Genomic DNA, 25,527 nt, shown 5'->3' on the forward strand with positions numbered 1-25,527 from the left:
CGTGGCCTTAGCGGGCGTTAAAACCCATCCAGCCTTTTTCCGTCTGCCGGAAGCTCAAGGTGTAGATGCGCGTCAGCTCATCGCCCTTCTTGAGCTGGCGGCTGATGATGGCGCCGTAATTGTCTTGCACGAGCTGGTCCGACCATTGCAGCAGGTTCTCGAAACGCTCGGCCGTCATCGCCGCCTGGCGCGCCAGCAGCGGCGCGGGAATCGCCTTCTTTTCCTGCTGCTGCATCCAGAATTCGCGGAACACCTTGTTTTCGCCGCCCATGCCGCGCGCCATCAGGCCCAAACCCATGGTCATGCCCACGGAGCCGTCCGTCTTGGCCTGCGCTTCGAGCTTGTCGGCCACGTCGGCCAGCAATTCCAGGTAGCCCACCTTGGCGCGCAGCACGGCCGAGCCCTTGATTTCATATTGCTCGTTCTCTTTCCAGCCGTTCAGCTTTTCCAGCTTCGCGATGTCGAAGTAATCCCTGTACAGGTCATAGCCCTGGATCGAGGTACGGAAATACTCTTCATACGTGGATTGTGACGGCGCATCTTTCATGCAGCCGCTTAATATAGTGCAGGCGGCCAGCAGCAGGCAGGTCCAGGAAATTTTTTTGAAAGAAAACATGGCGGTGGGGGGCGAGTGGCGAAAAGTGAAAGATTGTTGCTCTATGGACATAATTATAGGGCTGGCTCATCCAGATGGCAACGTGGCCGTGACGCGGCGGCAGTGCGCCGCAGGAAAGATTGCCGAAATCTTGAGGGTGCGCCACCCCGCCGCGCCCGAGGCACGATATCATGGCAGGCTTGCGGTATCGGCTGGCGGCGAATTGCCTGCAGCCCATACTGTCGCTTGAATCGCGCTTGCCGGCTATGGTGTAAACTTAAACTATGCAGATCTATTTCTTTTTCATCGCCGCCCTGTTGTACGCGGCGTGCGCCGTGCTTCCCTCGTCCCGTGCCCGGCTCATTGCCGGCCTGACCGGCGTCGCCTGGCTGGCGCACGCCGCCACCCTGTGGTTCGACCTGATGGCGCCGGGCACCTTGCGCTTCGGTTTTTCCGCCATGCTGTCGGCCGCGCTGTGGGTCTCGGTGGGCGCTTACTGGATAGAGAACCGCAATTTCAGCCTGGATGGACTGCGCCGCATGGTCATGCCCAGCGCCGTCATCGCCATCGGCCTGGCCTGGGCCTTTCCCGGCAGCCAGGTCAGCATGGAAGGCAAGTCGGCCGTCTTCGGCTGGCATATTGCCGTGGCCGTGCTCGCCTACAGCACCTTGACGATCGCCGCCTTTCACGCCGTGCTGATGGCGCTGCAGGAATCGCGGCTGCATACGCGCAGCGAAAGCCGCGGCTTCATCGGCACGGCGCTGGACCAGCTGCCCGCCCTGCTGACGATGGAAAAGCTGCTGTTCCGCATGATTGGCCTCGGTTTTATTTTGCTCAGCCTGACCGTGCTGTCGGGCATCGTGTTCTCCGAGCAATTATTTGGCAAGGCGCTCAACTGGGATCACAAATCCGTGTTTACCATGCTGTCGTGGCTATTGTTTGCCGCCCTGCTGGCGGGGCGCCGCTTTCGCGGCTGGCGCGGCAAGACGGCCCTGAGTTTTACCCTGGCCGGTTTCGCCACCTTGTTGCTGGCCTATGTCGGCAGCCGTTTTGTACTGGAAGTGGTTTTACACCGAGGATTCGCATGACACGTGTTTTATTCTGGCTGGCGCTGGTGTTCCTGGTGCTGTTTGCTATCCGCAGCAAGATCCGGGGCATGCAGCAGCGCGCCCGCGCGCAGCAGCCGCCGAATCCGTTTGCGCCGCCGGGCCGGCCGCAGGAATTGCCCGATGCCGAGCTGATGCTGTGCTGCGCCCATTGCGGCGTCTACTATCCGGCCTCGGAAAACGTGCAGGCCAAGGGTCACGATTACTGCAGCCACGCGCACGCCACCGTGTAAGGGCAAGCGCGCAGCTTCGCGCGCGTTGCTCATCCGTATCGTAACGACCTCCGGCATTCGTCCGGCGTAGCATCTGCAGCAGGCGGTTCGCCACCGCCATTGCAGAAAGGCGCGCTCCCATGTCCAGTCCCCGCACCAGCCAGCAGACCGTGACCACCGCCGGCATGCCGCCGGCGCCGCAACTGAGCGGTAATTCCTTGCCCATGCAGGCGCTGCGCGCGCAGATAAGCCGCATCGCCCGCTGCGGCGCGCCGGTGGCCATCCGCGGCGAATCAGGCACGGGCAAGGAACTGGCGGCGCGCGCCATCCATGCGCAGGGCGCGCGCGCCGGCTTCCCGTTTATCGCCGTCAACTGCGGCGCCATACCCGAAGCGCTGATGGAAGCGGAATTCTTCGGCTGCCGCCCGGGCGCCTACACGGGCGCGCTGCACGAGCGCCAGGGCTTGTTCCAGGCGGCCCATGGCGGCAGCCTGCTGCTCGACGAAGTCGACGACCTGCCGCTGGCCATGCAGGTGAAACTGTTGCGCGTGCTGCAGGAGCGCCGCGTGCGCAAGCTGGGCGGCAGTGCCGACGAAGCCGTCGACGTGCGCATCCTGTGCGCCAGCCAGCATGGCCTGGCGCGCGGCGTGGCCGCCGGCACCTTTCGCCAGGATCTGTTTTACCGCCTCAATGTGATCGAACTGGCGCTGCCGCCGCTGCGCGAACGGCGCGGCGATCTGCAGGTATTATGTGAGGTGATCCTGGCGCGCCTGTCGCCACGCCGGGCCGTGAGCCTGGCGCCGCCCGTGCTGGCGGCCCTGGCCGCGTATGCGTTTCCCGGTAATGTGCGCGAACTGGAAAACGTGCTGGAGCGGGCGCTGGCCTTTGCCGACGGCGGCGTGATCGCGCTCGACGGGCTGGCCTTGCCATCCGCGCCGGGCAGCATGCCGTTGCGGGCGGCGCCGGCATTGCCGGACTTGCCGGAACGGCAACTGTGCCTGCCCGGCATGGCGGCATATGGCGTGGGCCCGGTCCTGCCGCTGGACGTGTATTTGCGTCAGGCCGAGCGCGACATGATCATGCAGGCGCTGGTCCAGGCGCGTTATCACCGCGCGCGGGCGGCGCGCCAGCTGGGCCTGAGTGTGCGCCAGCTGCGTTACCGCATGCAGAAATTGACGATACAGGAAGCCTTACTTGATGAGCGGATGGACGATAGATGAAGATGGCTGGTGCGACGGCGCGCTGCGCTATGACTCGCCGTACTGCGATGCGCGCCCGGACGGTGCGCAAGTCGACTTGCTGGTGATTCATAACATCAGCTTGCCGGGTGGCCGCTTTGGCGGGCCGCATGTGTCGGACTTGTTTACGGGCCGGGTAGATTATAATGCCGATCCTTCCTTCGCCGACCTGCGTGGCTTGCAGGTGTCGGCGCACTTTTTTGTGCGGCGCGATGGTGCGTTGTTGCAATATGTTTCTACTGATCAACGTGCCTGGCATGCGGGCGCGTCCGTGTTCGAAGGACGCCCGCAGTGCAATGGCTATTCCATCGGTATCGAAATGGAGGGCGCGGACGATGTGCCTTTCCAGCGGCGGCAATACCATGTGCTGGCGGCGCTGACGGCGGCGCTGGTGGCGCGCCACGGGCTGTCCCATGTGCGCGGCCACGAGCATATCGCACCGGGAAGGAAGACGGATCCGGGGCCGTTTTTTGACTGGCATTTTTATCAAGAGTGCTGGCTGGAAACCCTGCGCGGGCAGCCTGCGTTAGCGCTTACTTCGCGGGGATTGGGCTTTCCATCCATGCCCTGAAAAGTCAACCGAAATCGTATATGAAAATACAAAAAATTACGCCGGCGGATGCTGGAAAACTATTGCATCGCCCTTCGATGGGCACTACAATTAGTGCAGAAGTTGGATGTAAAGACTATATCTAGTGCCATCACAGACGTTTTCAGAATTATTGTCAAAGCTATCCGGATTGCTGATAAAGCACTGGAACTGGCGGTTTATCACCCTTGATCGTGTTTCGCGCCAGCCGGGCAGTACGGTGTGGCGCTATGGATACTGACCTGTTTTATGCATTATAAATTTACTATTTAGCAACAAATACCTGAAGAAACCCTGACCATCGGGCGTTCTATTCAACAACACACGCGGCAGCAAAACTGCAGGCTGACTTTAGCTGACAACGGGAGCTTCAATGCAATCACCACAAGATATTTCCATCCATCCAACGCCAGTATCGCCAGCGCCAGGCGCGGCCAACAGCGTGGCGAGCACGGGCGCGGCACTGGGCGACTATCGCATCATCCGCCGCAACGGCGCGGTGGTGGCATTTGAGCCTTCGAAGATCGCCATCGCCATGACCAAGGCGTTTTTGGCCGTTAACGGCGGCCAGGGCGCCGCCTCGGCACGCATCCGCGAACTGGTGGAGCAACTGACGGACGGCGTCGTCGCCGCGCTGGTGCGCCGCCATCCGGGCGGCGGCACCTTCCATATCGAAGACGTGCAAGACCAGGTGGAACTGTCGCTGATGCGTTCGGGCGAGCACGATGTGGCGCGTGCCTACGTGCTGTACCGCGCCAAGCACATGGAAGAGCGCCGCCTGCAGAAGGAAGCGCAAGGCGCGTCCGCACAAGTTTCCGCACCACAATTAAATGTCACCGACAACGGCGTGCGCCGCCTGCTGGACATGCAGGAAGTGCGCGACCTGATCAACGCCGCCTGCGCAGGCCTGGAAAAGCACGTCGATGCCGACGCCATCCTGGCTGAAACGGTGAAGAACCTGTACGACGGCGTGCCCGTCGAAGAGCTGCACAAGTCGGCCATCCTGGCGGCGCGCGCGCTGATGGAAAAAGACCCGGCCTACAGCCAGGTCACGGCCCGCATCCTGCTGCACACGGTGCGCAAGGAAGTGTTCGGCAAGGAAGTGCCGCAAGCGGCCGCCGCCGCCGAATATCTGACGTATTTCCCGCAATATATCGCCAAGGGCATCGCCGCCGAGCTGCTGAACCCGGTACTCGCCAGTTTCGACCTGGAGCGCCTGGCCAAAGCCATCGTCGCCGACCGCGACTTGCAATTCGGCTACATCGGCCTGCAAACCCTGTACGACCGCTACTTCCTGCACATCCAGGACGTGCGCATCGAAATGCCGCAGGCGTTCTACATGCGCGTGGCCATGGGCCTGGCGCTGAACGAGGCGGACCGCGAAGCGCGCGCCATCGAGTTCTACAGCCTGCTGTCCTCGTTCGACTTCATGAGTTCGACCCCGACCCTGTTCAATTCGGGCACCCTGCGCTCGCAGCTGTCGTCGTGCTACCTGAGCACCGTCTCCGATGACCTGGAAGGCATCTACGACGCCATCAAGGACAACGCGCTGCTGGCCAAGTTTGCCGGCGGCCTGGGTAACGACTGGACGCCGGTGCGCGCCCTGGGCGCCCACATCAAGGGCACCAACGGCAAGTCGCAAGGCGTGGTGCCGTTCCTGAAAGTGGTCAACGACACGGCCGTGGCAGTCAACCAGGGCGGCAAGCGCAAGGGCGCCGTCTGCGCCTACCTGGAAACCTGGCACATGGACATCGAGGAATTCCTCGACCTGCGCAAGAACACGGGCGACGACCGCCGCCGCACGCACGACATGAACACGGCGAACTGGATTCCCGACATGTTCATGAAGCGCGTCATGGAAAAAGGCGATTGGACGCTGTTCTCGCCGTCGGACACGCCAGACCTGCACGACAAGGTCGGCAAGGCTTTTGAGCAGGCTTACCTGGGCTACGAAGCCAAGGCCGCCGCCGGCGAAATCCGCGTCTTCAAGAAGATCGCGGCGCTGGATCTGTGGCGCAAGATGCTGTCGATGCTGTTTGAAACGGGCCACCCATGGATCACGTTCAAGGATCCGTGCAACATCCGCAGCCCGCAGTCGCACGTCGGCGTCGTCCACAGCTCGAACCTGTGCACGGAAATCACGCTGAACACGGGCCCTGACGAAATCGCCGTCTGCAACCTCGGTTCCGTGAACATGCCGGCGCACATGAAGGAAGGTAAGCTCGATCACGTCAAGCTGGCCAAGACCATCCGCACCGCCATGCGCATGCTGGACAACGTCATCGACATCAATTACTACGCCGTCGACAAGGCGCGCAACTCGAACATGCGCCACCGTCCGGTCGGCATGGGCATCATGGGCTTCCAGGACTGCCTGCACATGATGCGCGTGCCGTTCGCCTCGGACGCCGCCGTGTCGTTTGCCGACACCTCGATGGAAGCCGTCTGCTACTACGCCTACCTGGCGTCGACGGAACTGGCCGAAGAGCGCGGCCGCTATGAATCGTACGCCGGTTCGCTGTGGGACCGCGGCATCCTGCCGCAAGACTCGGTCAAATTGCTGGCCGAAGAGCGCGGCGGTTACCTGGAAGTCGATTCCTCGTCGGCCATGGACTGGACGCCGGTGCGCGAGCGCATCGCCAAGTTCGGCATGCGCAACTCGAACTGCGTGGCGATCGCCCCGACGGCGACGATTTCGAACATCATCGGCGTCTCGGCCTGTATCGAGCCGACGTTCCAGAACCTGTACGTGAAATCGAACCTGTCGGGCGAATTCACCGAGATCAACGGTTACCTGGTGCGCGACCTGAAGGCGCGCGACCTGTGGGATGAAGTCATGATCTCCGACCTGAAATACTTCGACGGCTCGCTGGTGAAGATCGACCGCATCCCGCAAGACCTGCGCGATATCTACGCCACCGCCTTTGAAGTGTCGCCAAGCTGGCTGGTGGAAGCGGCTTCGCGTCGCCAGAAGTGGATCGACCAGGCCCAGTCGCTGAACATCTACATGGCTGGCGCTTCGGGCAAGAAACTCGACGAGACCTACAAGCTGGCATGGCTGCGTGGCCTGAAAACCACCTACTACCTGCGCACCATCGCCGCCACCCACATGGAGAAATCGACTTCCAAGACGGGCGCGCTGAACGCCGTGGCAGTCGACGGCGGCATGTCGGCCAGCGCACAGAGCGCCCAGGCAGCCGTTGTGGCGGCAGCAGCAGTGGCCGTGGCGCCGGTAGTGGCGGCGGCGGCGGATGACGCCGATGGCGAAGCCTGCTATCTGCGTCCCGGTGATGACGGTTTCGAAGAGTGCGAAGCCTGCCAGTAAGATTTTAGTTGTCAGCCCAGAACTTCTGGGCTGATTCAATGTTGTCAATGTCCGTATTGTCCGATTCAACGGGCCTGTTGCGGATCGCCGGCTCGCCGGCATGGAAAGGAAGAAGAATATGTCGTTGTCTTGGGATGATGAAACCACGTCGGCAGCTGTGCCGCGTCCGGCGCAGCAAGCGCCGTTGGGAAATACCGAATTGAACCTGCCGGCCGGCGCCGAGCCGTCCGAAGCGAACGCCGAGCAAGTGGCGCGCCGCGTGAATGCCGACGACAAGCGCATCATCAACGGCAAGACGGACGTCAACCAGCTGGTGCCGTTCAAGTACAAGTGGGCGTGGGACAAATACCTGGCCGGCTGCGCCAACCACTGGATGCCGCAGGAAGTGAACATGCAGCGCGATATCGAGCTGTGGAAAAACCCGAACGGCCTGACGGACGACGAGCGCCGCCTGGTCAAGCGCAACCTGGGCTTCTTTGTTACCGCCGACTCGCTGGCCGCCAACAACATCGTGCTGGGCACCTACCGCCACATCACGGCGCCCGAGTGCCGCCAGTACCTGCTGCGCCAGGCGTTCGAGGAAGCGATCCACACGCACGCCTACCAGTACATCGTCGAATCGCTGGGTCTGGACGAAGGCGAGATATTCAACGCCTACAACGAAGTCAAGTCGATCCGCGACAAGGATGAATTCCTGATCCCGTTCATCAACACCCTGACCGACCCGGCCTTCGTCACCGGCACGGTGGAAAACGACCAGAAGCTGCTGAAATCCCTGATCGTGTTTGCCTGCCTGATGGAAGGCCTGTTCTTCTATGTCGGCTTCACGCAGATCCTGGCGCTGGGCCGCCAGAACAAGATGATGGGCGCGGCCGAGCAGTACCAGTACATCCTGCGCGACGAATCGATGCACTGCAACTTCGGCATCGACTTGATCAACACGATCAAGATGGAAAACCCGCAGCTGTGGACGGCCGCCTTCCGCGAAGAGATCAAGGACCTGTTCATGAAGGCCGTGGAACTGGAATACGCGTACGCGGAAGACACCATGCCGCGCGGCGTGCTGGGTCTGAACGCGCCGATGTTCAAGGGCTATTTGCGCTTCATCGCCAACCGCCGCGCGCAGCAGATCGGCATCGAGCCGCTGTTCGCCCAGGAAGAAAATCCATTCCCGTGGATGAGCGAGATGATCGACATGAAGAAGGAACGCAACTTCTTCGAGACCCGCGTGACCGAGTATCAAACGGGTGGTGCGCTGAACTGGGAGTAATCCTTTTTCAGGCTACGCCAACAAGCGCCGTCATCGTGACGGCGCTTTTTTTTTGCGTGCGTGGCGGCGCAAAAATGCGCGCATCATCGGTGCATGCGACGAGGCCTGCGCCAGGATTTCCGGATGCCGCGCATGGCCGCATCGCACACCCGAAAAAGCATTTCCGGAGACGCTGGCGGCGGCATTTGCCGCGCGATTGTGCGATAGCACGCGTATCGTGCAAAAAAGCGGGCGAAAACGTGTCGTGCCGGTTGCGCATTGACAAGGTTTTCGTGTACTTTATGAGATTGCAAATGCGAGCGTTAGAATGCGGGGTTTTTTAACCAGCGCGGTAGCGAAAAAACCTCGCAAAACAGGGATACAGATTTACACGGATATGCACAAAACCACACCGTTTTCGTCTGCCGCCGTGCCCGAATTTTTTCAGGCATGGCGGTTTTTTATTTGACGCATCGGTGTTGTGGCGAGCGCGATGCGAGGAGCGAAAAACGCACGGCATCGAAAACGAATGACCGAATTCAGACTTTGCCACCAGCTGCGAGATAAAGCAGGGTGGCACCGACGATGGCTGAAGTGCTGCAAACGTGAGGAGTTGCAGCAGTTCAGCTGGTGCCGAATTCATTAGCGCAAACGACCGTTTGTGCCGATGAATAATTCGCCTGGCCTATCCCTGTGGTGGGTCGGACGGGTTTAAATCTTGTAGCTTAAATTTCTCATCTCAGATGAAGGAGAGACAAATGGCAACAGCCGCTAAGAAATCAGAAGTAAAGAAACCAGCCGCCAAGGCTGCTCCTGCCGCGAAGAAGCCGGCAGCCGCAGCGAAGACGGTTGCCGCTAAACCAGCTGCCAAAGCCGCAGCGAAACCAGCAGCAAAACCGGCCGCCAAAGCCGCAGCCAAGCCTGCAGCAAAAGTGGCTGCCAAGCCAGTAGCGAAAGCCGCAGCCAAACCAGCGGCCAAGCCAGCAGCAAAAGCCGCAGCAAAACCTGCAGCCAAGGCAGCAGCCAAGCCTGTAGCGAAAAAAGCCGCAGCCAAACCAGCGGCCAAGCCAGCAGCAAAAGCCGCGGCAAAACCAGCCGCCAAAGCAGCGGCCAAGCCAGCAGTGAAAAAAGCCGCAGCGAAACCTGTAGCCAAGGCAGCATCCAAGCCGGCCGCCAAGGCAGCAGTCAAGCCAGCAGCGAAAAAAGCCGCAGCAAAACCTGCAGCCAAGCCGGCCGCCAAAGCCGCAGCGAAGCCAGCAGCAAAAGCTGTCGCCAAGCCAGCAGTGAAAAAAGCCGCAGCGAAACCTGCAGCCAAGGCAGCAGCGAAGCCGGCCGCCAAAGCGGCCGCCAAGCCAGCAGCGAAAAAAGTCGTCGCCAAGGCAGCAGCCAAGCCAGCAGCCAAGGCAGCGACCAAGCCAGCAGCAAAAGCAGCAGCGAAGCCAGCGGCAAAAGCGGCAGCCAAGCCAGCGGCCAAGGTCGCAGCGAAGCCGGCAGCCAAGCCAGCAACTAAGGCAGCAGCCAAGCCAGCGGCCAAGGTAGCGGCGAAGCCAGCAGCCAAGGCAGCAACGAAGGCCGCAGCCAAGCCAGCAGCCAAGGTGGCAGCGAAGCCGGCAGCAAAAGCGGCAGCCAAGCCAGCGGCCAAGGTCGCAGCGAAGCCAGCCGCCAAAGCAGCAGCGAAACCTGCCGCCAAGGTAGCAGCAAAACCTGCAGCCAAGCCAGCGGCCAAGGTAGCAGCGAAGCCGGCAGCAAAAGTTGCAGCCAAGCCAGCGGCCAAGCCGGCAGCAAAAGCAGCAGCGAAACCTGCCGCCAAACCAGCCGCAGCGCCAGTCGTGGCAGCCGCACCAGCAGCAGCGCCGGCAGCAGCTCCAGCGGCACCAGCCGCCGTGGCCGCCAAGCCAGCCGCCAAGAAGGCCGCGCCTAAAAAGGCCGCACCGAAGAAGGCAGCTCCTGTCGCCAAGCCATCGGCACCTATCGCACCTGTAGCAAAAACCGTGTTGGCACCGGCTGCAGCCTGGCCATTCCCAACCAGCACCCGCCCATCGTAATTCCAACGATACGGGTGCCTGGATGAGGCAACACGCCGCTGTGTGACTCAATCACACAGCGGTTTTTTTTTTGGAGAATTAGTCGTGCTGATCGTTATCCTTACATTGATCGTTGATACCATCGCCACCTTGCTGGGCGGCGTGTTGCTGCTGCGCTTCTGGATGCAGGCGGTGCGCGTGCGGCCGCCCTCGTCGGTGGCGCAATTCACGTTTCAATTGTCCGACTGGCTGGTGCGCCCCCTGCGCCGCGTGGTGCCGGGCGTGGGCGGGTATGACTGGGCCAGCCTGATCGGCGCCTTCCTGATCGTGCTGCTGGCCAGCTCGGTGCTGTTTATTTCCGGCGCTCCCGTCGAAGTTGTGCTGCTCAAGTCGCTGCAACGCTTCCTGCAATGGATACTCTACGGTTTCATGGCCTTGCTGATCATCGAAGCCATCTTCAGCTGGGTCAACCCGCATGCGCCGCTGGCGCCGTTCGTACGGGCCCTGAACGAGCCGCTGCTGCGTCCGATCCGCAAGGTGGTGCCGCTGGTGGGCAGTCTGGATTTGTCGCTGCTGGTGGCGCTGATCCTGCTGCAGATTGCGCAAGTGCTGGTGGGGATGATTATTGTGCTGCGATGATGGTGATGTGAGGCGTAGGTCGGCTTAGCGTAGCGTAAGCCGACATCCCCCACGAACCCGACCTACATATTAATAGCGGTAACCGAATGCCGCTTCGAACTGCTCGGCGATGCTCTCCGGCGTAAACACATGGTTTTGCGCGCCCTGGGTAGCGATCTTGATGGCGCCCAGCAGGCTGGCCAGACGGCCGCTGGTTTCCCAGCCCAGGTCGTTGGTGATGCCGAACAGCAAGCCGGCACGGTAGGCGTCGCCGCAGCCGGTCGGGTCCAGCACTTCCTTGGCGGTCACGACTGGAATGTCGATGCGCTTGCCGTCCGTATAGATCTCCGAACCTTTTTCGCCACGCGTGACGATCAGCGCTTCCAGGCGGCTGGCGATGTCCGGCAGGGTCAAGCCCGTGCGTTCCATCAACATTTCCATCTCATAATCGTTGGCCGACACATACGTGGCCTTGTTGATGAAGTCGATCAACTGTTCGCCATTGAAGCGTGGCAACTGCTGGCCCGGATCGAACATGAAGGGAATGCCCAGCTCGGCCAGGTCGGCGGCGTGCTTGAGCATGCCCTGGTCGCCGTCCGGCGAAATGATGGCGACCTTGGCCGGGCCTGCATTGGCGATCGGGTTTTCATGCGCGAACGACATGGCGCCCGGGTGGAAGGCGTTGATCTGATTATTGTCCGCATCGGCCGTGACGAAGCACTGCGCGTTGTAGCTGTCGGCCTTGATCAGGATGTTGGCGGTGGAAATGCCCAGCTTTTGCAGGCGCTCCAGGTAGGCGGCACTGTCTTGCCCCATCACGCCGACGATGCGCGGGTCGCCGCCCAGCATTTTCAGGCTATAGGCGATGTTGCCCGAGCAGCCGCCGAACTCCGTGCGCATGGTGGGCACGAGGAAGGAGACGTTCACCTTGTGCAGCTGGTCGGCCAGCAGGGATTCGCCGAAGCGGCCAGGGAATTGCATGATGGTGTCGGTGGCAAGCGAGCCGCAGATCAGCGATGTTTTGGTCATGATAGTGCCTGTTAAGGGTAAAAGATGGCGATATGGTAGCCAGACGCCGTGAGCTGGTCTAATGCAAAATACAGTTTGATGGTTTGTTCCGAGCGCGGCGCAAACCCCGCGTTCACGTCGATAGTGGCCGGCAGATAGTCGCGCGGCGCGATCACGCGGCGCAAGAGGGGCTTGTCGTTCGCGTCGTTGAGGATCAGTTCGATGCTGGGCCAGGCTTGCACGCTGCGGCTCTGGTTGCGCAGCAGCGAGACGTAGGAAAACGTCTGTTCCTTCAGGGTCTGCAGCTCGCCCTGCTCGATGGCCAGCGCCTCGATCTGCGCCGGCAAGTCGACCTGGCAGCCGCTGAGCTTGCACAGCGTGACCAGGGTCGGCTTCCACTGCGGAAATTGCGCCGCCAGCGGATTGCGGAAGGTGGTCATTACCTGCAGGAATAATAAAAGCAGCAGTACCACCGAGCCGGCGGCCATGGCCACGCGCAGGGCCTTGCTGCTCTGTTCGCGGCGCCGGCCCTGGGTGACGAAAGCCGGTTCGTCGTCGGCTGGCGGCAGGACCGGTTCTTCCTGCTCATCGGCTGGCGCCGGCGCAACGGCGGCGGGCAGCGGCGTGAAGGCATGGTCGGCCAGCGTGGGTTCGCGGCGCGCGGGGCTGGCTGCGGCAGGCGCAGGCGGCACGGGCTTGTCCAGGCTGACTTTTTCGGTCGCGGGCGGCGCCGCTGCGGCGCCAGTTTCCAGATTCGGTTCGCGGCGGCTATCGCGCAAATACGTGGCAAAGGCGGGCGCGTCATCGACCTGGCGGCGCTTGAAGGGCGCCATTGGCTGGGGCAACGGTGCTTCGGGCAGCTCGGCCGGTGTTTCTGCCGGTGTTTCTTCGGGGAGTTCGGGTGGTGCGTCGGCTGCTGCCTCTTCAGGCAGGCTGACGTCGAGATCCAGCTCGATGTGCTCGCCATCGTCCGCGTCATCCTTGAGCTTCGCCGTTTCCGGCAGGATGCCAAACGGGTCAAACGAGGTGTCGAAGTCGAGGGAGTAGATGGGTTCGTCGTCCGTGGCGGACGGCAGGCTGTTGTCGGCCAGATAACTGCTTGACGGCGGGGCGGCAGTACCGGGAGCGGATGTTAAAAACGGCGATGCCGCGGCTGGATCGACCAGCGCGGCATTGCCGTCAAACACTTCCCTGCACGTGCCACAGCGCACGATGCCCCCACGTAACTTCAACTGGTCAGCAGCGACCCGAAATATCGTGTTGCAATGGGGGCATTTGGTGGCGAGGGCCATTGCTGTGCTTATGCACCTTCCGCGCGGGGCGCAGGCGCTTGCGTTGCACCCAGGCGGCCATGCAGGGCCACCCAGCCGTCTTGCTCGGCCCATACACCCAGCTGGATGAACGGTGCGTAGGCAGCGGCCACTTCTTCCGCCTGGCGCGCCAGCACGCCGGACAGGATCAGGGCGCCGCCGTCGGCGACACGGCCCGAGAGCATCGGCGCCATCAGCTTCAATGGGCTCGACAGGATATTGGCGACGACGATGTCAAACTTGGCCGTGGCGTGTGCCGACGTGGCAAACGTGTCTGGCAAGAAATATTCGATCTCGCACTGGTTGCGCTCGGCATTGTCGCGCGCCGATTCGATCGCTTGCGGGTCGATGTCGACGCCGGCCACCGTTTGCGCACCGAGTTTCTTGGCCACCATGGCCAGGATGCCGGAACCGCAACCGTAGTCGAGCACGGTCTTGCCTGGGGCCGGATGGGCTTCCAGCCATTCCATGCACAGACGCGTGGTCGGATGGCTGCCCGTGCCGAAGGCCAGGCCCGGGTCCAGTTCCAGGATCAGACCGCTTGGATCCGGTGCCTCGTGCCAGCTGGGCACGACCCAGATATTCTTGCCGATGTGAATCGGTGCGAATTGCGACTGGGTCAAACGCACCCAGTCCTGCTCTTCCACGGGGCGCATGCTAAAGGCGGGCACTTCCGTCATGCCGACCGCTTGCGCAGCGGCGGCCACGATGGCGGCCTGGTCGGCGTCGACGTCCGTCAGCGCCACCACGCGGCTGCGTTCCCACGCCGCTTCCTTCGGTTCCATGCCGGGCTCGCCAAACAGCGGCTGCTCGGCATCCGTGCCTTCATCGGCGTCTTCCACCGATACCGACAGGGCACCCGCTTCCATCAACGCGTCGGACATGGCCTCGGCGTTGTCACGGGCGATTTCGATGACGATTTCCGTCCAGCTCATGCGCCCGCCTTGATTTCGGACTTCTTGGCGATGCTGGGGCTGCCGCCATTCAGGTTCTTGCCCAGGTCCGGCATGTCGGCCAGCTTCTGTTCCAGATAGTGAATGTTGGTGCCGCCTTCGATGAAGCGCGCGTCGATCATCAGTTCGCGGTGCAGGGCGATATTCGTGTTGATGCCTTCGACCACCATTTCGGACAGGGCGATCTGCATGCGGCGGATCGCTTGTTCGCGCGTGGCGCCGTAAGCGATCACTTTGCCGATCATCGAGTCGTAATGCGGCGGCACATAGTAGCCGGCGTAGGCGTGCGAGTCGACGCGGATGCCAGGGCCGCCCGGCGCATGCCAGGACACGATCTTGCCTGGCGATGGCGTGAACTTGAACGGGTCTTCCGCATTGATGCGGCACTCGATGGCGTGACCCGACAGCAAGACGTCGCGCTGGCGGAAACGCAGTTTTTCGCCGGCGGCGATGCGGATCTGTTCCTGCACGATGTCGATGCCGGTGATCATCTCGGTGACGGGATGCTCCACTTGCACGCGGGTATTCATTTCAATGAAATAGAACTCGCCGTTTTCGTACAGGAATTCAAACGTGCCGGCGCCGCGGTAGCCGATCTTGCGGCATGCTTCGGCGCAACGGTCGCCAATTTTCTCGATCAGTTTGCGCGGGATGCCCGGCGCCGGTGCTTCTTCGATCACTTTCTGGTGGCGGCGCTGCATGGAGCAGTCGCGCTCGCCCAGCCAGACGGCGTTCTTGTGTTCGTCGGCGAGGATCTGGATTTCCACGTGGCGCGGATTTTCCAGGTACTTCTCCATATACACTTCAGGGTTGCCGAAAGCGGTGCCCGCTTCCGTCTTGGTCATCGCCACGGCGTTGATCAGGGCCGCTTCCGTGTGCACCACGCGCATGCCGCGTCCGCCACCGCCGCCGGCGGCCTTGATGATGACCGGGTAGCCGATCTTGCGGGCAATTTGCACGATCGCTTTCGGATCGTCCGGCAACGCGCCTTCGGAGCCGGGTACGCACGGTACGCCAGCCTTGATCATGGTTTGCTTGGCCGATACTTTATCGCCCATCAGGCGGATCGATTCGGAGCGGGGACCGATGAAGACGAAGCCCGATTTCTCGACGCGTTCGGCAAAGTCGGCATTTTCCGACAGGAAGCCATAGCCTGGGTGAATCGCTTGCGCATCCGTCACTTCAGCGGCGCTGATGATGGCGGGCATGTTCAGGTAGCTCAGGGTCGACTGTGCCGGGCCGATACAAACGGATTCGTCGGCCAGCTTGACGTATTTCGCGTCCTTGTCGGCTTCGGAGTGGACTACAACCGTTTTAATGCCCATTTCGCGGCAGGCGCGCTGAATACGGAGGGCAATTTCACCACGGTTGGCAATCAGGATTTTTTCAAACATGGTAGGTTCGCGTATGTCTGTGAGAGCCGGCGAGCCGGCGAAACAACAAGTGTGAGGGGCTAAAACTGCAAACGGCCGTTGCCGGCCGTGTGGACTGGGTTTTAGCCGATCACAAACAAGGGTTGACCGAATTCGACCGGTTGGCCGTTTTCGACCAGGATCTGGGTCACGACGCCGGCTTTATCGGAGTCGATTTCATTCAGCAGCTTCATCGCTTCGATGATGCACAGGGTATCACCTTCCTTGACGGTCGAGCCCACTTCAACATAGGCGGCGCTGCCAGGAGCGGAGGAACGGTAGAAGGTGCCGACCATCGGCGACTTGACCACATAGCCCGTTGGCTCGGCGGCGACCACGACGGCAGGTGCCGCAGCGGGAGCGGCGGCTGGCGCGGCTGGCTGGTATTGGGCTTGCATGCCTTGCGGCTGCATCATGACCATCTGGTTTTGCGGCATGGCCGACGATTTGACGATGCGAACCTTGCTTTCGCCTTCGGTAACTTCCAGCTCTGCGATATCCGATTCGGCGACCAGGTCGATCAAGGTCTTGAGTTTTCGTAGATCCATGTAAAACCCCTAGGAATGTAGTTTGTTTTATGAGTGATGCGGTGATGTCCAAGAGCCTATCGCCGCGCTAAATGCGTGCAGATCGCGTAGATTAACGTTTTTTAAGCGCAAAGTCGATGGCAAACCGATATCCATCGATACCTAGCCCGCAGATCGTCCCCTGCGCGATCGCGCTGAGAAATGAGTGATGTCGAAACGTTTCGCGTTGATAAATATTCGAGATATGGACTTCCACGAACGGGATGGCGACCCCGGCCAGCGCATCGCGCAAGGCAACGCTGGTATGGGTCAGGCCGCCCGGATTGATGACGATGGCATCGATCCCTTCCGCTCGCGCGGCATGGATGCGGTCGATCAGCGCGCCTTCGTGGTTGCTTTGAAAGCAGACCAGGTCGGCACCGGCCGCCATGGCTTGCGCCATTGCTGCCTGCTCGATATCGGCCAAGGTGCTGGCGCCGTAGACCTCAGGCTCGCGCGTTCCCAGCAAATTCAGGTTGGGACCGTTGAGCAGAAGGAGGTTTTTTGCCATGTATGGAAGACCGTTTTAGCGAAAGTTCCGCATTTTGCCGCCAAAGATACGCATTGGCAAGAGAAAAAAGCACGCTCCGAATTTACAATTTATCCAGATCGGCGCGCAACTGATCAAATTTCAAGCGGCCCAGATAGGTCTTTTTGACTTCGCCATCGGCGCCGATCAGCACCGTAAAGGGCAAACCGCCCGTGGCATTGCCAAAATGGCGCGACAGGTCGGTGCCGCTCATGCCGGAGACATACACGGGATAGGCAATCTTGAATTTGCTGGCAAAAGTGGCAATATTGCTGGCCGAATCGATGCCGATGCCGATCACCTGCAGGTTTTTTGCCGCATAGTGGCCTTGCACTTCGGATAACTCCGGCATTTCTTCCACGCAAGGAGGGCACCACGGCGCCCAGAAATTGACCAGCAAATTCTTGCCTTTCCATTGCGACAAGGCTTGCGTGGCGCCCGCCGCGTCCGGCAAGGACAGCGCATACAGCTCGTTGACGGGGCCCGTCGCGCCTGGCGCGATCGTGGTCGTCAGCGGTCCCGCTGCTTTCGCTTTTTCCTTGCTTAAACCGACGTAGGCGCCCATGCCGCCAAACATCAGCGCGACGATGGCGCAGGCGATCCAATTCTTTTTTGTCATAACTTTATCTATATCAATGTTAGTCGGCGGCCGGCACGCCATCGGCAAGGCTGGCGGCCAGCAGGCTGCGGAGCCCGGCGATATCGGTGCGCAGCACCTTGCCGTCGGCCTTGGCTTTCAGCGCGCCGCGCATATCGTCGAGCTCATACATGGCGGCGTGCACGCCTTCGTTTTTCCACAAGAAACTGGCTGTCTCGACCGCATCATAACGTGCTCCCTTGAAATGCGGGCTTTCCGACATGTCGAGCACGACATTTTTATTCAGCAGGAAGATGTGGATTTCCTTGGCGCTCTCGGCAAACAGCTGCAAATAGATCTCGTCGTGGGGGCCGGCCGTGCCATTGAGCACGGGGCCGCTGAGCAGGGGATGAAATTGTTGCAACGCTTCCATGACCTGCAGCGCAATCGTGCGCAGCTGGAACAGCCGTGCCGGCTGGCTGTCGGCCAGGAACAGGGCATTGTATTGCCGCACCTGTTCTTCGATCATGTCGTTGTCAGGCAGTACATTGGTCAGGTTCGGCGCGTCACCGAGGACTTGCCGCGCCGCCTTGCGCTTGGCGCTGCCATAGTCGGCGCCATCCTGCGCCACGAGGCGCGCGGCAGCGGCGGCGATTTCCAGGCGCAACTGCGCGCTATCGTCAAATGCATCGTTCGTCATGAGCGAGATGATACTCCGAAGCGGAAAAAGTCATGGCGTCAGGTAAAATCCTGCACTTGCTGTTTTTTATCTCACCGTCTTACTTACTTAAGCGTGCACCTTTCGCACTGATCACATGCATATTCATATTCTCGGTATTTGCGGTACCTTCATGGGCGGCCTGGCTGTCCTGGCCAAGGAAGCCGGCCATAAAGTCACCGGTTGCGATGCCAACGTCTATCCGCCGATGAGCACTCAGCTGGAATCGCAGGGAATCGAACTGATCCAAGGATTCGATCCGGAACAGACCAAGCTGAACCCGGATTTGTATGTGATTGGCAATGTCGTCTCGCGCGGCAACCCGCTGGTGGAAGAAATCCTCAACCGCAGCCTGCCCTATGTATCGGGCCCGCAATGGATCGGCGAACACATCCTGCGCAATCGGTGGGTGCTGGCCGTGGCCGGTACGCATGGCAAGACGACAACATCAGCCATGCTGGCCTGGATACTCGAAGACGCTGGCTACGCGCCGGGCTTTTTGATCGGCGGCGTGCCGATGAATTTTGGCATTTCCGCGCGCCTGTCCGGCAAGATCGACGGCAAGAGCGCCGAGTCGGACTTCTTCGTCATCGAAGCCGACGAATACGATACGGCCTTCTTCGACAAGCGCAGCAAGTTCGTGCATTACCACGCGAAGACGGCCGTCATGAATAACCTGGAATACGATCACGCCGACATCTTCCCCGATCTGCACGCGATCGAGACGCAATTCCACCATCTGGTGCGCACCGTGCCCGGCATCGGCCGCCTGGTGTACAACGGCGACGAAGCATCGCTGCAGCGCGTGCTGGCGCGCGGCTGCTGGAGCGAACAGGAAAGTTTTGGTCAAGATGCTCACTGGCAACTGCAAGAGCAGGCCGACGGCAGCTTCGACGTCTTCTTCAATGGCCAGCAGGAAGGCCATGTGGCCTGGGCGCTCACGGGCAAGCACAACCGCAGCAATGCGCTGGCGGCCATCGCCGCCGCGCGCCACGTGGGCGTGCCCATTGCCCAGGCGTGCGCCTCGCTGGCCACGTTCGAGAGCGTCAAGCGCCGCATGGAAGTGCGCGGCGTCGTCAACGACATTACCGTGTACGACGATTTTGCGCACCATCCAACGGCCATTGCCACCACCGTGGGCGGCTTGCGCCAAAAAATTGGCAGCAGCGGCCGCATCCTGGCCGTGCTGGAACCGCGCTCGAACACCATGAAGCTGGGCGCCATGAAAGAGGCGTTGCCGGGCAGCCTCAAGGATGCGGACCTGGTATTCGGTTTTGGCAGCCATGCCGCGCTGGGCTGGAGCCTGGGCGACGCGCTGGCGCCGCTGGGCAAGATTGCCAGCGCCTATGAAGACATCGATACCCTCGTGGCCGCCGTGGCCGCCAGCGCCCGTCCAGGCGACCAGATCGTGGTCATGAGCAACGGCGGCTTTGGCGGCGTGCACCAGAAATTGCTGGAGGCGCTGGGCCGATGATTCTGTACCTGCATGGATTTCGCTCGTCGCCGCTGTCGATGAAGTCGCGCCTGCTGGCCGCGCAGATGCAGGCGCTGGGCCGCGAAGCACAGTGGCTGTGCCCGCAATTGCCGGCCTCGCCCAAGCTGGCCATCGAGCTGGCCCTGTCGCTGGTCAAGGATGCGGCGCCGGCCGACCTGACGATTATCGGCTCCTCGCTGGGCGGCTATTACGCCACCTGGCTGGCCGAGCGGCTCGGTTGCCGCGCCGTGCTGCTCAATCCTGCCATCGTGCCCCTGATCGACCTGGAGCAGCATGTGGGCGTGACGACGGAGTTTCATTCGGACAAGCCATTCGAGTTCAAGCGCGAATACATCGCCGAGCTGGGAACCTTTGCTGTAGAGAAAATTACTAAGCCGCAACGCTATTTCCTGATTGCCGCCACCGGCGATGAAGTGCTCGACTACCGCGACATGGTGGCGCATTATCAGGGTGCGCGGCAGTGCGTCATCGACGGCAGCGACCATGGCATCAGCGAATTTGCCGCATACCTGGCGCCCGTGCTGGCCTTTTGCGGCATCGACGCGGACTCTGCCCAGTGAGGCCGGGTTCGCTGCGGCAGGCGCAATGGCATGCGCACGTGAACGCCGTCAATGCGCCGCCGGCCTTGCGCCACTGGCTCACGGGCGGCGGTTCGCTGACGGCCAAGCTGAAAGCGCATAGCCAGGCGTTCCGCGTGCAATGTTTGCATCAGGAAACGGCACGCTGCTTGAGCGACGAGGCCGCCATCATTGGTTTGCACCGTGCGGGCCGGGTATGGGAGCGCGAAGTGCTGTTGCGTTGTGATAACAGACCGGCCGTGTTTGGCCATACCGTCGTGCCCATGCAGGCGACGGCCACGGACTGGCCTTTGTTTTCCGCGCTGGGCGAGCGTTCGCTGGGCACGACGCTGTTTGGCGACCGCATGGTACGCCGCGGTGCACTGGAATTTGCCCGTTTGCGCGCCGGCCATCCGCTGGTGCAGAGGGCGCAGGCGGCACTGGCATTGGAAGGGAGGCGCTTTGATGCCAAGTCGCTGTTTTTTGCCCGCCGCTGCCTGTACCAGCGTCACCAGGGATTGCTGCTGGTAACCGAAGTATTTTTGCCGGCGGTGCTCGAGTTGACGTCCGTCGCTCGCACCGCTGCAACCGACACACTAATAAACAAAGCATAACAATGAATCTATTTTTTGAAGAATCCGGCGATTTCAAGGTCGGCACGGTCCTGTCGCAAGCGGGTGAAGCGTATCAGGTCGAGATGGCCAGCGGCAAGCGCACCAAGGTCAAGGTCAAGGACGTGCTGCTGCAGTATGAAAAGCCGGCCCCGGCCGAGTTGCTCGAGCAAGCCAAGGCTGTTGCCGCCGAGATCGATCTCGATTTCCTGTGGGAAGTGGCGGGCGAAGACGAGTTCGGCTTTGCCGAGCTGGGCGCCGAGTATTTCGGCCATGCCCCCTTGCCGCCGGAAGCGGCCGGCTTGATCCTCGCCCTGCATTCGGCGCCCGTGTATTTCTACAAGAAGGGCCGTGGCCGCTACAAGGCGGCGCCGGAAGCGTCCTTGAAGGCGGCATTGGCCGGCATCGAAAAGAAAAAGCAGCAGGCCCTGGTGCAGGCAGGCTATGTGGAAGAGCTGAAACAGAACCGCTTGCCCGCCTCGATGCAGCCCATGGTGCTGCAATTGCTGTTCAAGCCGGACAAGAACACGATTGAATACAAGGCGCTGGAAGCGGCGTGCACGGAATTGCACACGACGCCGCCGCGCCTGATGCTGGCTGTCGGTGGTATCGCTTCGCCGAAAGACTTGCACCTGTCGAAGTTCCTCTTCGAAAACTTCCCGAAAGGCGCCGGTTTCCCCACCGTGCCCGTGCCCGCCGTGACGGCCAAGCTGCCGCTGGCCGACGTGGCCGCCTTCTCGATCGACGACGTGACCACGACCGAGATCGACGATGCCTTCTCCGTGCAACCGTTACCGGATGGCACCGTGAAAGTGGGTATACACATCGCTGCGCCGGGCCTGGGCATCCGTCCGGAAGACGTGATCGACAAGATGGCGCGCCAGCGCATGTCGACCGTCTACATGCCGGGCGACAAGATCACCATGCTGCCGGACGAAATCGTCAATGCGTTTACCCTGGCGGAAGGCACGACGTGCCCGGCCCTGTCGCTGTACGCCACTCTGGACCCGAAAGCCGACTGGGCCGTGGTCAGCACGCAGACGCGCGCCGAACTGGTGCCGATCGCCAGCAACTTGCGCCATAACCAGCTCGACGACCTGGTCAACGAGGAAACCCTGGCCAGCGGCGAGGGATACTATCCGCACAAGGCCGATTTCGCTGTGCTGTGGCAATGGGCGCAGCAGCTGGAACAGGGCCGCATGAAGAAGCGCGAAGCGTTCGGCCTGAAGCCGGAACAGAATAACCGCGTCGATTTCAACTTTTATGTGGAAAACGACATCGTCACCGTGGCGCGCCGCAAGCGTGGCGCGCCGCTGGACAAGATCGTCGCCGAATTGATGATTTTTGCCAACAGTACCTGGGGCAAGATGCTGCACGACCATGGCGTGCCCGGCATCTACCGCAGCCAGGGCGGCGGCAGCGGCAATAGCTGGGCGGCAAAGATGCAGGTGCGCATGGTCACCCATGCGGCGCCGCACCAGGGCCTGGGCGTGGATCAATACGCGTGGAGCACCTCGCCCTTGCGCCGCTACACGGACCTGGTGAACCAGTGGCAAATCATCGCCTGCGCCGAGCATGGCGTGACGGCGCCGCTGGTGGCCCCGTTCAAGCCGCGCGATGCGAACCTGTTCGCCATCGTCTCGGCCTTCGACGCCGCGTATGCAGCGTATGGCGATTTCCAGTCGAATATGGAACGCTACTGGTGCTTGCGCTGGCTGCACCAGGAAAACGCGCGCCAGGTCGATGCCGTCGTGCTGAAAGACGAGATTTTGCGCCTGGTCGACATTCCGCTGGTCATCAAGCTGCCGGGCATGCCATCGGTGGCGCGCGGTGCGCAGGTCAAGCTGGATCTCTTGCGCTGGGATGAAGTCGACCTGAGCATCGAAGCGCGCTTGCTGGAAATCGCCGCCGTGCCCGATGCGGCGGCCGATGCCGAGCTCGACTACGAAGAGGAATCGGACGACGAAGGCGCGGAAGAGGGCGACGCGGCGGCGGAGGCCTCGCCGGAAGCGGCGAACCAGGTCAGCGACGCGGACGCGGAAGTGGCGGAACTGGCCAGCGAAGACGTGGTCAGCGAGCCCGAGGTCAAGTAAGGCTGCGGGGCGGCGTGAAAAACGGGACTAAAACTGTTTCCCGCGTCGCCCTTTGACGTAGAATTCAGCCATCTTGTATGGTGTGCTTGTTGCTAACTGGGTTGCGCGTGAAGTCTTTCCGAGAGAATCGTTTCCTGATGATCGCCGTGGCGGTATCGCTGCTGGCGCACGGCGCCTTGCTGGCGATGCATTTTGTCGCCCCGCCCCCGCAGCGGGCCGTCGCCACCGATCCCGGCCTGGAAGTAATACTGGTCAATGCCAAGCATGCGGACAAGCCGCTGAAGGCCGATGCCCTGGCACAAGCCAACCTCGACGGTGGTGGCCAGGCCGACAAGGGCCGCGCCAAGTCGCCCTTGCCCGACATGCGCAAGGTGGAAGAGGGCGACAGCGTCAAGGCCAGCGCCCGGCGCATCGCCGAGCTGGAGCAGAAGCAGCAGGAACTGCTGACGCAGGCGGCCAAGGCGACGCCCTACAGCGCCGCGCCCGTCACGGAAAAAGACAAGCCCAATCCCCTGGCCTCCGGTTCGGACTTGATGGAAAGCAGCAAGGCCATCGCCCGCATGGCAGCCGAGATCAGCCAGACCGTGGAAGACCAGAACAAGCGCCCGCGCAAGACCTTTATTACGCCCAGTACGCAGGAGGTCGGCTATGCCATGTATTACAAGACCTTGCAAAAGCGTATCGAGGAAATCGGCACCCTGAATTTCCCGCAAAACAATGGCCGCAAGATGTATGGCGAACTGGTCGTCTACATCCCCATCTTCCAGGACGGCACGATTTACCAGAAAGAGGGCGGCGTCCGCGTGGAAAAAAGCTCGGGTAATCCCGCGCTGGACGCGGCAGCCCTGGCCATCGTGCGCCGCGCGGCGCCGTTCGGCCGTTTCCCACCGAATATGTTGTCGAGTGATAAAGATGACCTGTGGGTCGTCATCACCCGTTTCAAATTTACCCGCGAAGAAAAAATGGAAGCTAACCTGACTGGCGGCAGCAATTGAACAAGCAAGAGATGAACCCCGATCAATATTGCGTCTTCGGCAATCCCATCGCCCACAGCAAGTCCCCCCTGATCCACGCCGCGTTTGCCCTGCAGACAGGACAAGCGTTGGTCTACGAGCGCCGCCTGGCTCCGCTCGACGGCTTCGCGCTGGCGGCCCGCACGTTTGCCGCCGAGGGCGGCAAGGGCGCGAACGTGACGGTGCCCTTCAAGCTCGACGCGTGCGCGCTGGCCACCGCGCTGACGCCGCGGGCCAGGGCCGCCGGCGCCGTCAATACCCTGCGTTTCGATGGCGACACCATTCTTGGCGACAATACCGATGGCGCGGGCCTGGTGGCCGACATCGTGCGCAACGCGGGCGTGAGCATTGCCGGCAAGCGCGTCCTGCTGCTGGGCGCGGGCGGCGCGGCGCGCGGCGTCGTGCTGCCCTTGCTGGAACAGGGGCCGCAGGAAATGTTCATTGCCAACCGCACCGTGGCCACGGCCGAGGTTTTGGTGGCGCAGTTTGCCGACGCGCTGGCGCACCCCGAGCAACTGCGCGCCGGTGCTTTCACGCAGCCGGAAGGCGTCTTCGATATCGTCATCAATGCCACCTCGGCCAGCCTGGCGGGCGACTTGCCGCCCGTGCCGCCCGGTATCTTCGGCAGCCGCACCCTGGCGCTGGACATGATGTACGGCGCCCGGCCCACCGTCTTCATGGATTTTGCCGCCCAGCATGGCGCGCAGGTGCGCGACGGCCTGGGCATGCTGGTGGAGCAGGCGGCCGAAGCGTTTTACGTGTGGCGCGGCGTGCGGCCGCAGACGCAGGATTTGCTGGCGCAATTGCGGGGCAGCCTGTGAGCGCCGGCAAGAAGGGCACGCGCAAGAGCGGCCGTGGCTACGGCTGGATCAAGTGGCTGTTCATCGTGCCCGTGCTGGCCTTCATCGTCGTGCAACTGTATTTCTTCCTGCAAATCTGGTGGTGGGTCGACCATAACCCCTCCAGCACGGCTTTCATGCGCGAACAGTTGTCTGTCTTGCAGGAAAAGAATCCGAATGCCACGATCCAGCAGACGTGGGTGCCGTACAACCGCATTTCGAACAATCTGAAACGGGCCATCATCGCCTCGGAAGACGCGAATTTTTCCGAGCACGAAGGCGTGGACTGGGAAGCCTTGCAAAAGGCATATGAAAAGAACAGCAAGAAGCAGAAAGTCGTGGCGGGCGGCTCCACCATCACGCAGCAGCTGGCGAAGAATCTGTTCCTGTCCGGTTCGCGCAGCTATGTGCGCAAGGGCCAGGAACTGATCATCACGTATATGCTGGAAAACCTGATGGAAAAGCAGCGCATTTTCGAGATTTATCTGAACGTGGTGGAATTTGGCACGGGCACCTTCGGCGCCGAGGCGGCCGCACGCCACTATTACAAGGTCAGCGCGGCGGGCTTGAGCGCGGCGCAGGCGGCGAAATTGGCCGTGATGCTGCCGAACCCCCGCTTTTACGACCGCCACCGCGACACCGGTTATCTGAACCGGCGTACGGGCGTCATCCTGCGCCGCATGGGGGCGGCGGAATTGCCTTGATGGCGGGGCGATTCCTTTGCATAAAGTTAAAGCTGCCTGATTGGCACTATTGCGGCGCAGCATCTTAATCGCCTCCCTTGGTGCACCGCCGCACTTTTTCCGTGAAAAAGCCGTGCCGGGGGTGGTCGTGAAAAGGCCTTTGCGGGTACACTTGCGCTGTTTTCATTTTTGGCGCCAGCGCCAGCA

The 25,527-nt window shown here is 61.6% G+C and carries 24 protein-coding genes; 14 read left to right on the plus strand and 10 right to left on the minus strand.

The annotated features are described in order from the left end of the window. Positions 1 to 7 precede the first annotated feature (7 nt). Positions 8 to 616, minus strand: coding sequence for a hypothetical protein (locus tag OX462_RS04080; protein ID WP_409027841.1), 609 nt, complete (start codon positions 614 to 616; stop codon positions 8 to 10). 263 nt (positions 617 to 879) lie between these two features. Here OX462_RS04080 and OX462_RS04085 point away from each other — a divergent pair, with 263 nt between their 5' ends. The 6 genes from OX462_RS04085 to OX462_RS04110 all read left to right on the plus strand — a co-directional run bounded on the left by OX462_RS04085 (position 880) and on the right by OX462_RS04110 (position 8,335). Beyond that, a complete protein-coding gene (locus tag OX462_RS04085; RefSeq protein WP_070288603.1) occupies positions 880 to 1,683 on the plus strand; it encodes a cytochrome C assembly family protein in 804 nt (267 codons plus the stop codon). After that, on the plus strand, positions 1,680 to 1,934 hold the full coding sequence (locus OX462_RS04090; RefSeq protein ID WP_070218586.1) for a PP0621 family protein: 255 nt from the start codon (positions 1,680 to 1,682) through the stop codon (positions 1,932 to 1,934). The genes OX462_RS04085 and OX462_RS04090 overlap by 4 nt, the downstream gene beginning before the upstream one ends. A gap of 119 nt (positions 1,935 to 2,053) precedes the next feature. After that, complete coding sequence (locus OX462_RS04095; RefSeq protein WP_409027842.1) at positions 2,054 to 3,133, plus strand: sigma 54-interacting transcriptional regulator; 1,080 nt, start codon at positions 2,054 to 2,056, stop codon at positions 3,131 to 3,133. Continuing rightward, the gene (ampD, locus tag OX462_RS04100) at positions 3,111 to 3,722 is read left to right on the plus strand and encodes a 1,6-anhydro-N-acetylmuramyl-L-alanine amidase AmpD (protein ID WP_070310136.1); all 612 of its coding nucleotides are present in this window, start codon (positions 3,111 to 3,113) and stop codon (positions 3,720 to 3,722) included. The genes OX462_RS04095 and ampD overlap by 23 nt, the downstream gene beginning before the upstream one ends. A gap of 391 nt (positions 3,723 to 4,113) precedes the next feature. Further along, positions 4,114 to 7,065 carry a ribonucleoside-diphosphate reductase subunit alpha gene (locus OX462_RS04105; protein ID WP_070218583.1) on the plus strand — a complete coding sequence of 984 codons (2,952 nt, stop codon included), beginning with the start codon at positions 4,114 to 4,116 and terminating at the stop codon, positions 7,063 to 7,065. Positions 7,066 to 7,183: 118 nt separating this feature from the next. Then, positions 7,184 to 8,335, plus strand: coding sequence for a ribonucleotide-diphosphate reductase subunit beta (locus OX462_RS04110; RefSeq protein ID WP_034780261.1), 1,152 nt, complete (start codon positions 7,184 to 7,186; stop codon positions 8,333 to 8,335). A gap of 718 nt (positions 8,336 to 9,053) precedes the next feature. Here the strand turns inward: OX462_RS04110 and OX462_RS04115 are convergent. Next, positions 9,054 to 10,076: a hypothetical protein gene (locus OX462_RS04115; protein ID WP_409027843.1), complete on the minus strand. Its 1,023-nt coding sequence runs from the start codon at positions 10,074 to 10,076 to the stop codon at positions 9,054 to 9,056. A 367-nt stretch (positions 10,077 to 10,443) separates the two neighbouring features. Here OX462_RS04115 and OX462_RS04120 point away from each other — a divergent pair, with 367 nt between their 5' ends. Then, complete coding sequence (locus tag OX462_RS04120; protein WP_227742044.1) at positions 10,444 to 10,977, plus strand: YggT family protein; 534 nt, start codon at positions 10,444 to 10,446, stop codon at positions 10,975 to 10,977. A gap of 69 nt (positions 10,978 to 11,046) precedes the next feature. On the opposite strand, the gene OX462_RS04125 is transcribed toward OX462_RS04120, so the two are convergent. The 8 genes from OX462_RS04125 to OX462_RS04160 all read right to left on the minus strand — a co-directional run bounded on the left by OX462_RS04125 (position 11,047) and on the right by OX462_RS04160 (position 18,011). Further along, a complete protein-coding gene (locus tag OX462_RS04125; RefSeq protein WP_034780255.1) occupies positions 11,047 to 11,985 on the minus strand; it encodes a carbohydrate kinase family protein in 939 nt (312 codons plus the stop codon). An 11-nt stretch (positions 11,986 to 11,996) separates the two neighbouring features. After that, the gene (locus tag OX462_RS04130; protein WP_409027844.1) at positions 11,997 to 13,256 is read right to left on the minus strand and encodes a DUF3426 domain-containing protein; all 1,260 of its coding nucleotides are present in this window, start codon (positions 13,254 to 13,256) and stop codon (positions 11,997 to 11,999) included. A gap of 8 nt (positions 13,257 to 13,264) precedes the next feature. Beyond that, positions 13,265 to 14,209, minus strand: a complete 945-nt coding sequence (gene prmA / locus OX462_RS04135; protein ID WP_070310144.1) for a 50S ribosomal protein L11 methyltransferase — start codon at positions 14,207 to 14,209, stop codon at positions 13,265 to 13,267. Next, entirely contained in the window at positions 14,206 to 15,621 is a 1,416-nt protein-coding gene (accC, locus tag OX462_RS04140; RefSeq protein WP_070222157.1) for an acetyl-CoA carboxylase biotin carboxylase subunit, read from the minus strand. The genes prmA and accC overlap by 4 nt, the downstream gene beginning before the upstream one ends. Positions 15,622 to 15,722: 101 nt before the next feature. Then, the gene (gene accB / locus OX462_RS04145; protein WP_070222155.1) at positions 15,723 to 16,187 is read right to left on the minus strand and encodes an acetyl-CoA carboxylase biotin carboxyl carrier protein; all 465 of its coding nucleotides are present in this window, start codon (positions 16,185 to 16,187) and stop codon (positions 15,723 to 15,725) included. A 91-nt stretch (positions 16,188 to 16,278) separates the two neighbouring features. Continuing rightward, positions 16,279 to 16,716: a type II 3-dehydroquinate dehydratase gene (gene aroQ / locus OX462_RS04150; RefSeq protein ID WP_034746628.1), complete on the minus strand. Its 438-nt coding sequence runs from the start codon at positions 16,714 to 16,716 to the stop codon at positions 16,279 to 16,281. A gap of 82 nt (positions 16,717 to 16,798) precedes the next feature. After that, the gene (locus tag OX462_RS04155; protein ID WP_070222153.1) at positions 16,799 to 17,353 is read right to left on the minus strand and encodes a TlpA family protein disulfide reductase; all 555 of its coding nucleotides are present in this window, start codon (positions 17,351 to 17,353) and stop codon (positions 16,799 to 16,801) included. A 19-nt stretch (positions 17,354 to 17,372) separates the two neighbouring features. Beyond that, a complete protein-coding gene (locus OX462_RS04160; RefSeq protein WP_070222151.1) occupies positions 17,373 to 18,011 on the minus strand; it encodes a hypothetical protein in 639 nt (212 codons plus the stop codon). A 115-nt stretch (positions 18,012 to 18,126) separates the two neighbouring features. On the opposite strand from OX462_RS04160, the gene mpl reads away from it, so the two are divergent. The 7 genes from mpl to mtgA all read left to right on the plus strand — a co-directional run bounded on the left by mpl (position 18,127) and on the right by mtgA (position 25,341). After that, a complete protein-coding gene (gene mpl, locus OX462_RS04165; protein ID WP_409027845.1) occupies positions 18,127 to 19,503 on the plus strand; it encodes a UDP-N-acetylmuramate:L-alanyl-gamma-D-glutamyl-meso-diaminopimelate ligase in 1,377 nt (458 codons plus the stop codon). Continuing rightward, a complete protein-coding gene (locus OX462_RS04170) occupies positions 19,500 to 20,084 on the plus strand; it encodes a YqiA/YcfP family alpha/beta fold hydrolase (protein ID WP_409027846.1) in 585 nt (194 codons plus the stop codon). The genes mpl and OX462_RS04170 overlap by 4 nt, the downstream gene beginning before the upstream one ends. Further along, positions 20,081 to 20,695, plus strand: coding sequence for a chorismate--pyruvate lyase family protein (locus OX462_RS04175; RefSeq protein ID WP_070222145.1), 615 nt, complete (start codon positions 20,081 to 20,083; stop codon positions 20,693 to 20,695). The genes OX462_RS04170 and OX462_RS04175 overlap by 4 nt, the downstream gene beginning before the upstream one ends. Positions 20,696 to 20,697: 2 nt before the next feature. Then, positions 20,698 to 22,785: a ribonuclease catalytic domain-containing protein gene (locus OX462_RS04180; protein WP_409027847.1), complete on the plus strand. Its 2,088-nt coding sequence runs from the start codon at positions 20,698 to 20,700 to the stop codon at positions 22,783 to 22,785. A 137-nt stretch (positions 22,786 to 22,922) separates the two neighbouring features. Next, positions 22,923 to 23,780, plus strand: coding sequence for an energy transducer TonB family protein (locus OX462_RS04185; protein WP_099410775.1), 858 nt, complete (start codon positions 22,923 to 22,925; stop codon positions 23,778 to 23,780). Between the two features lie 11 nt (positions 23,781 to 23,791). After that, positions 23,792 to 24,619, plus strand: a complete 828-nt coding sequence (gene aroE / locus OX462_RS04190; protein WP_409027848.1) for a shikimate dehydrogenase — start codon at positions 23,792 to 23,794, stop codon at positions 24,617 to 24,619. Continuing rightward, on the plus strand, positions 24,601 to 25,341 hold the full coding sequence (mtgA, locus tag OX462_RS04195) for a monofunctional biosynthetic peptidoglycan transglycosylase (protein ID WP_409028727.1): 741 nt from the start codon (positions 24,601 to 24,603) through the stop codon (positions 25,339 to 25,341). The genes aroE and mtgA overlap by 19 nt, the downstream gene beginning before the upstream one ends. The last annotated feature ends 186 nt before the right edge of the window (positions 25,342 to 25,527 follow it).

Origin of the sequence: Janthinobacterium aestuarii, assembly GCF_046113285.1 — a bacterium.
Taxonomy (GTDB): Bacteria; Pseudomonadota; Gammaproteobacteria; order Burkholderiales; family Burkholderiaceae_D; genus Janthinobacterium.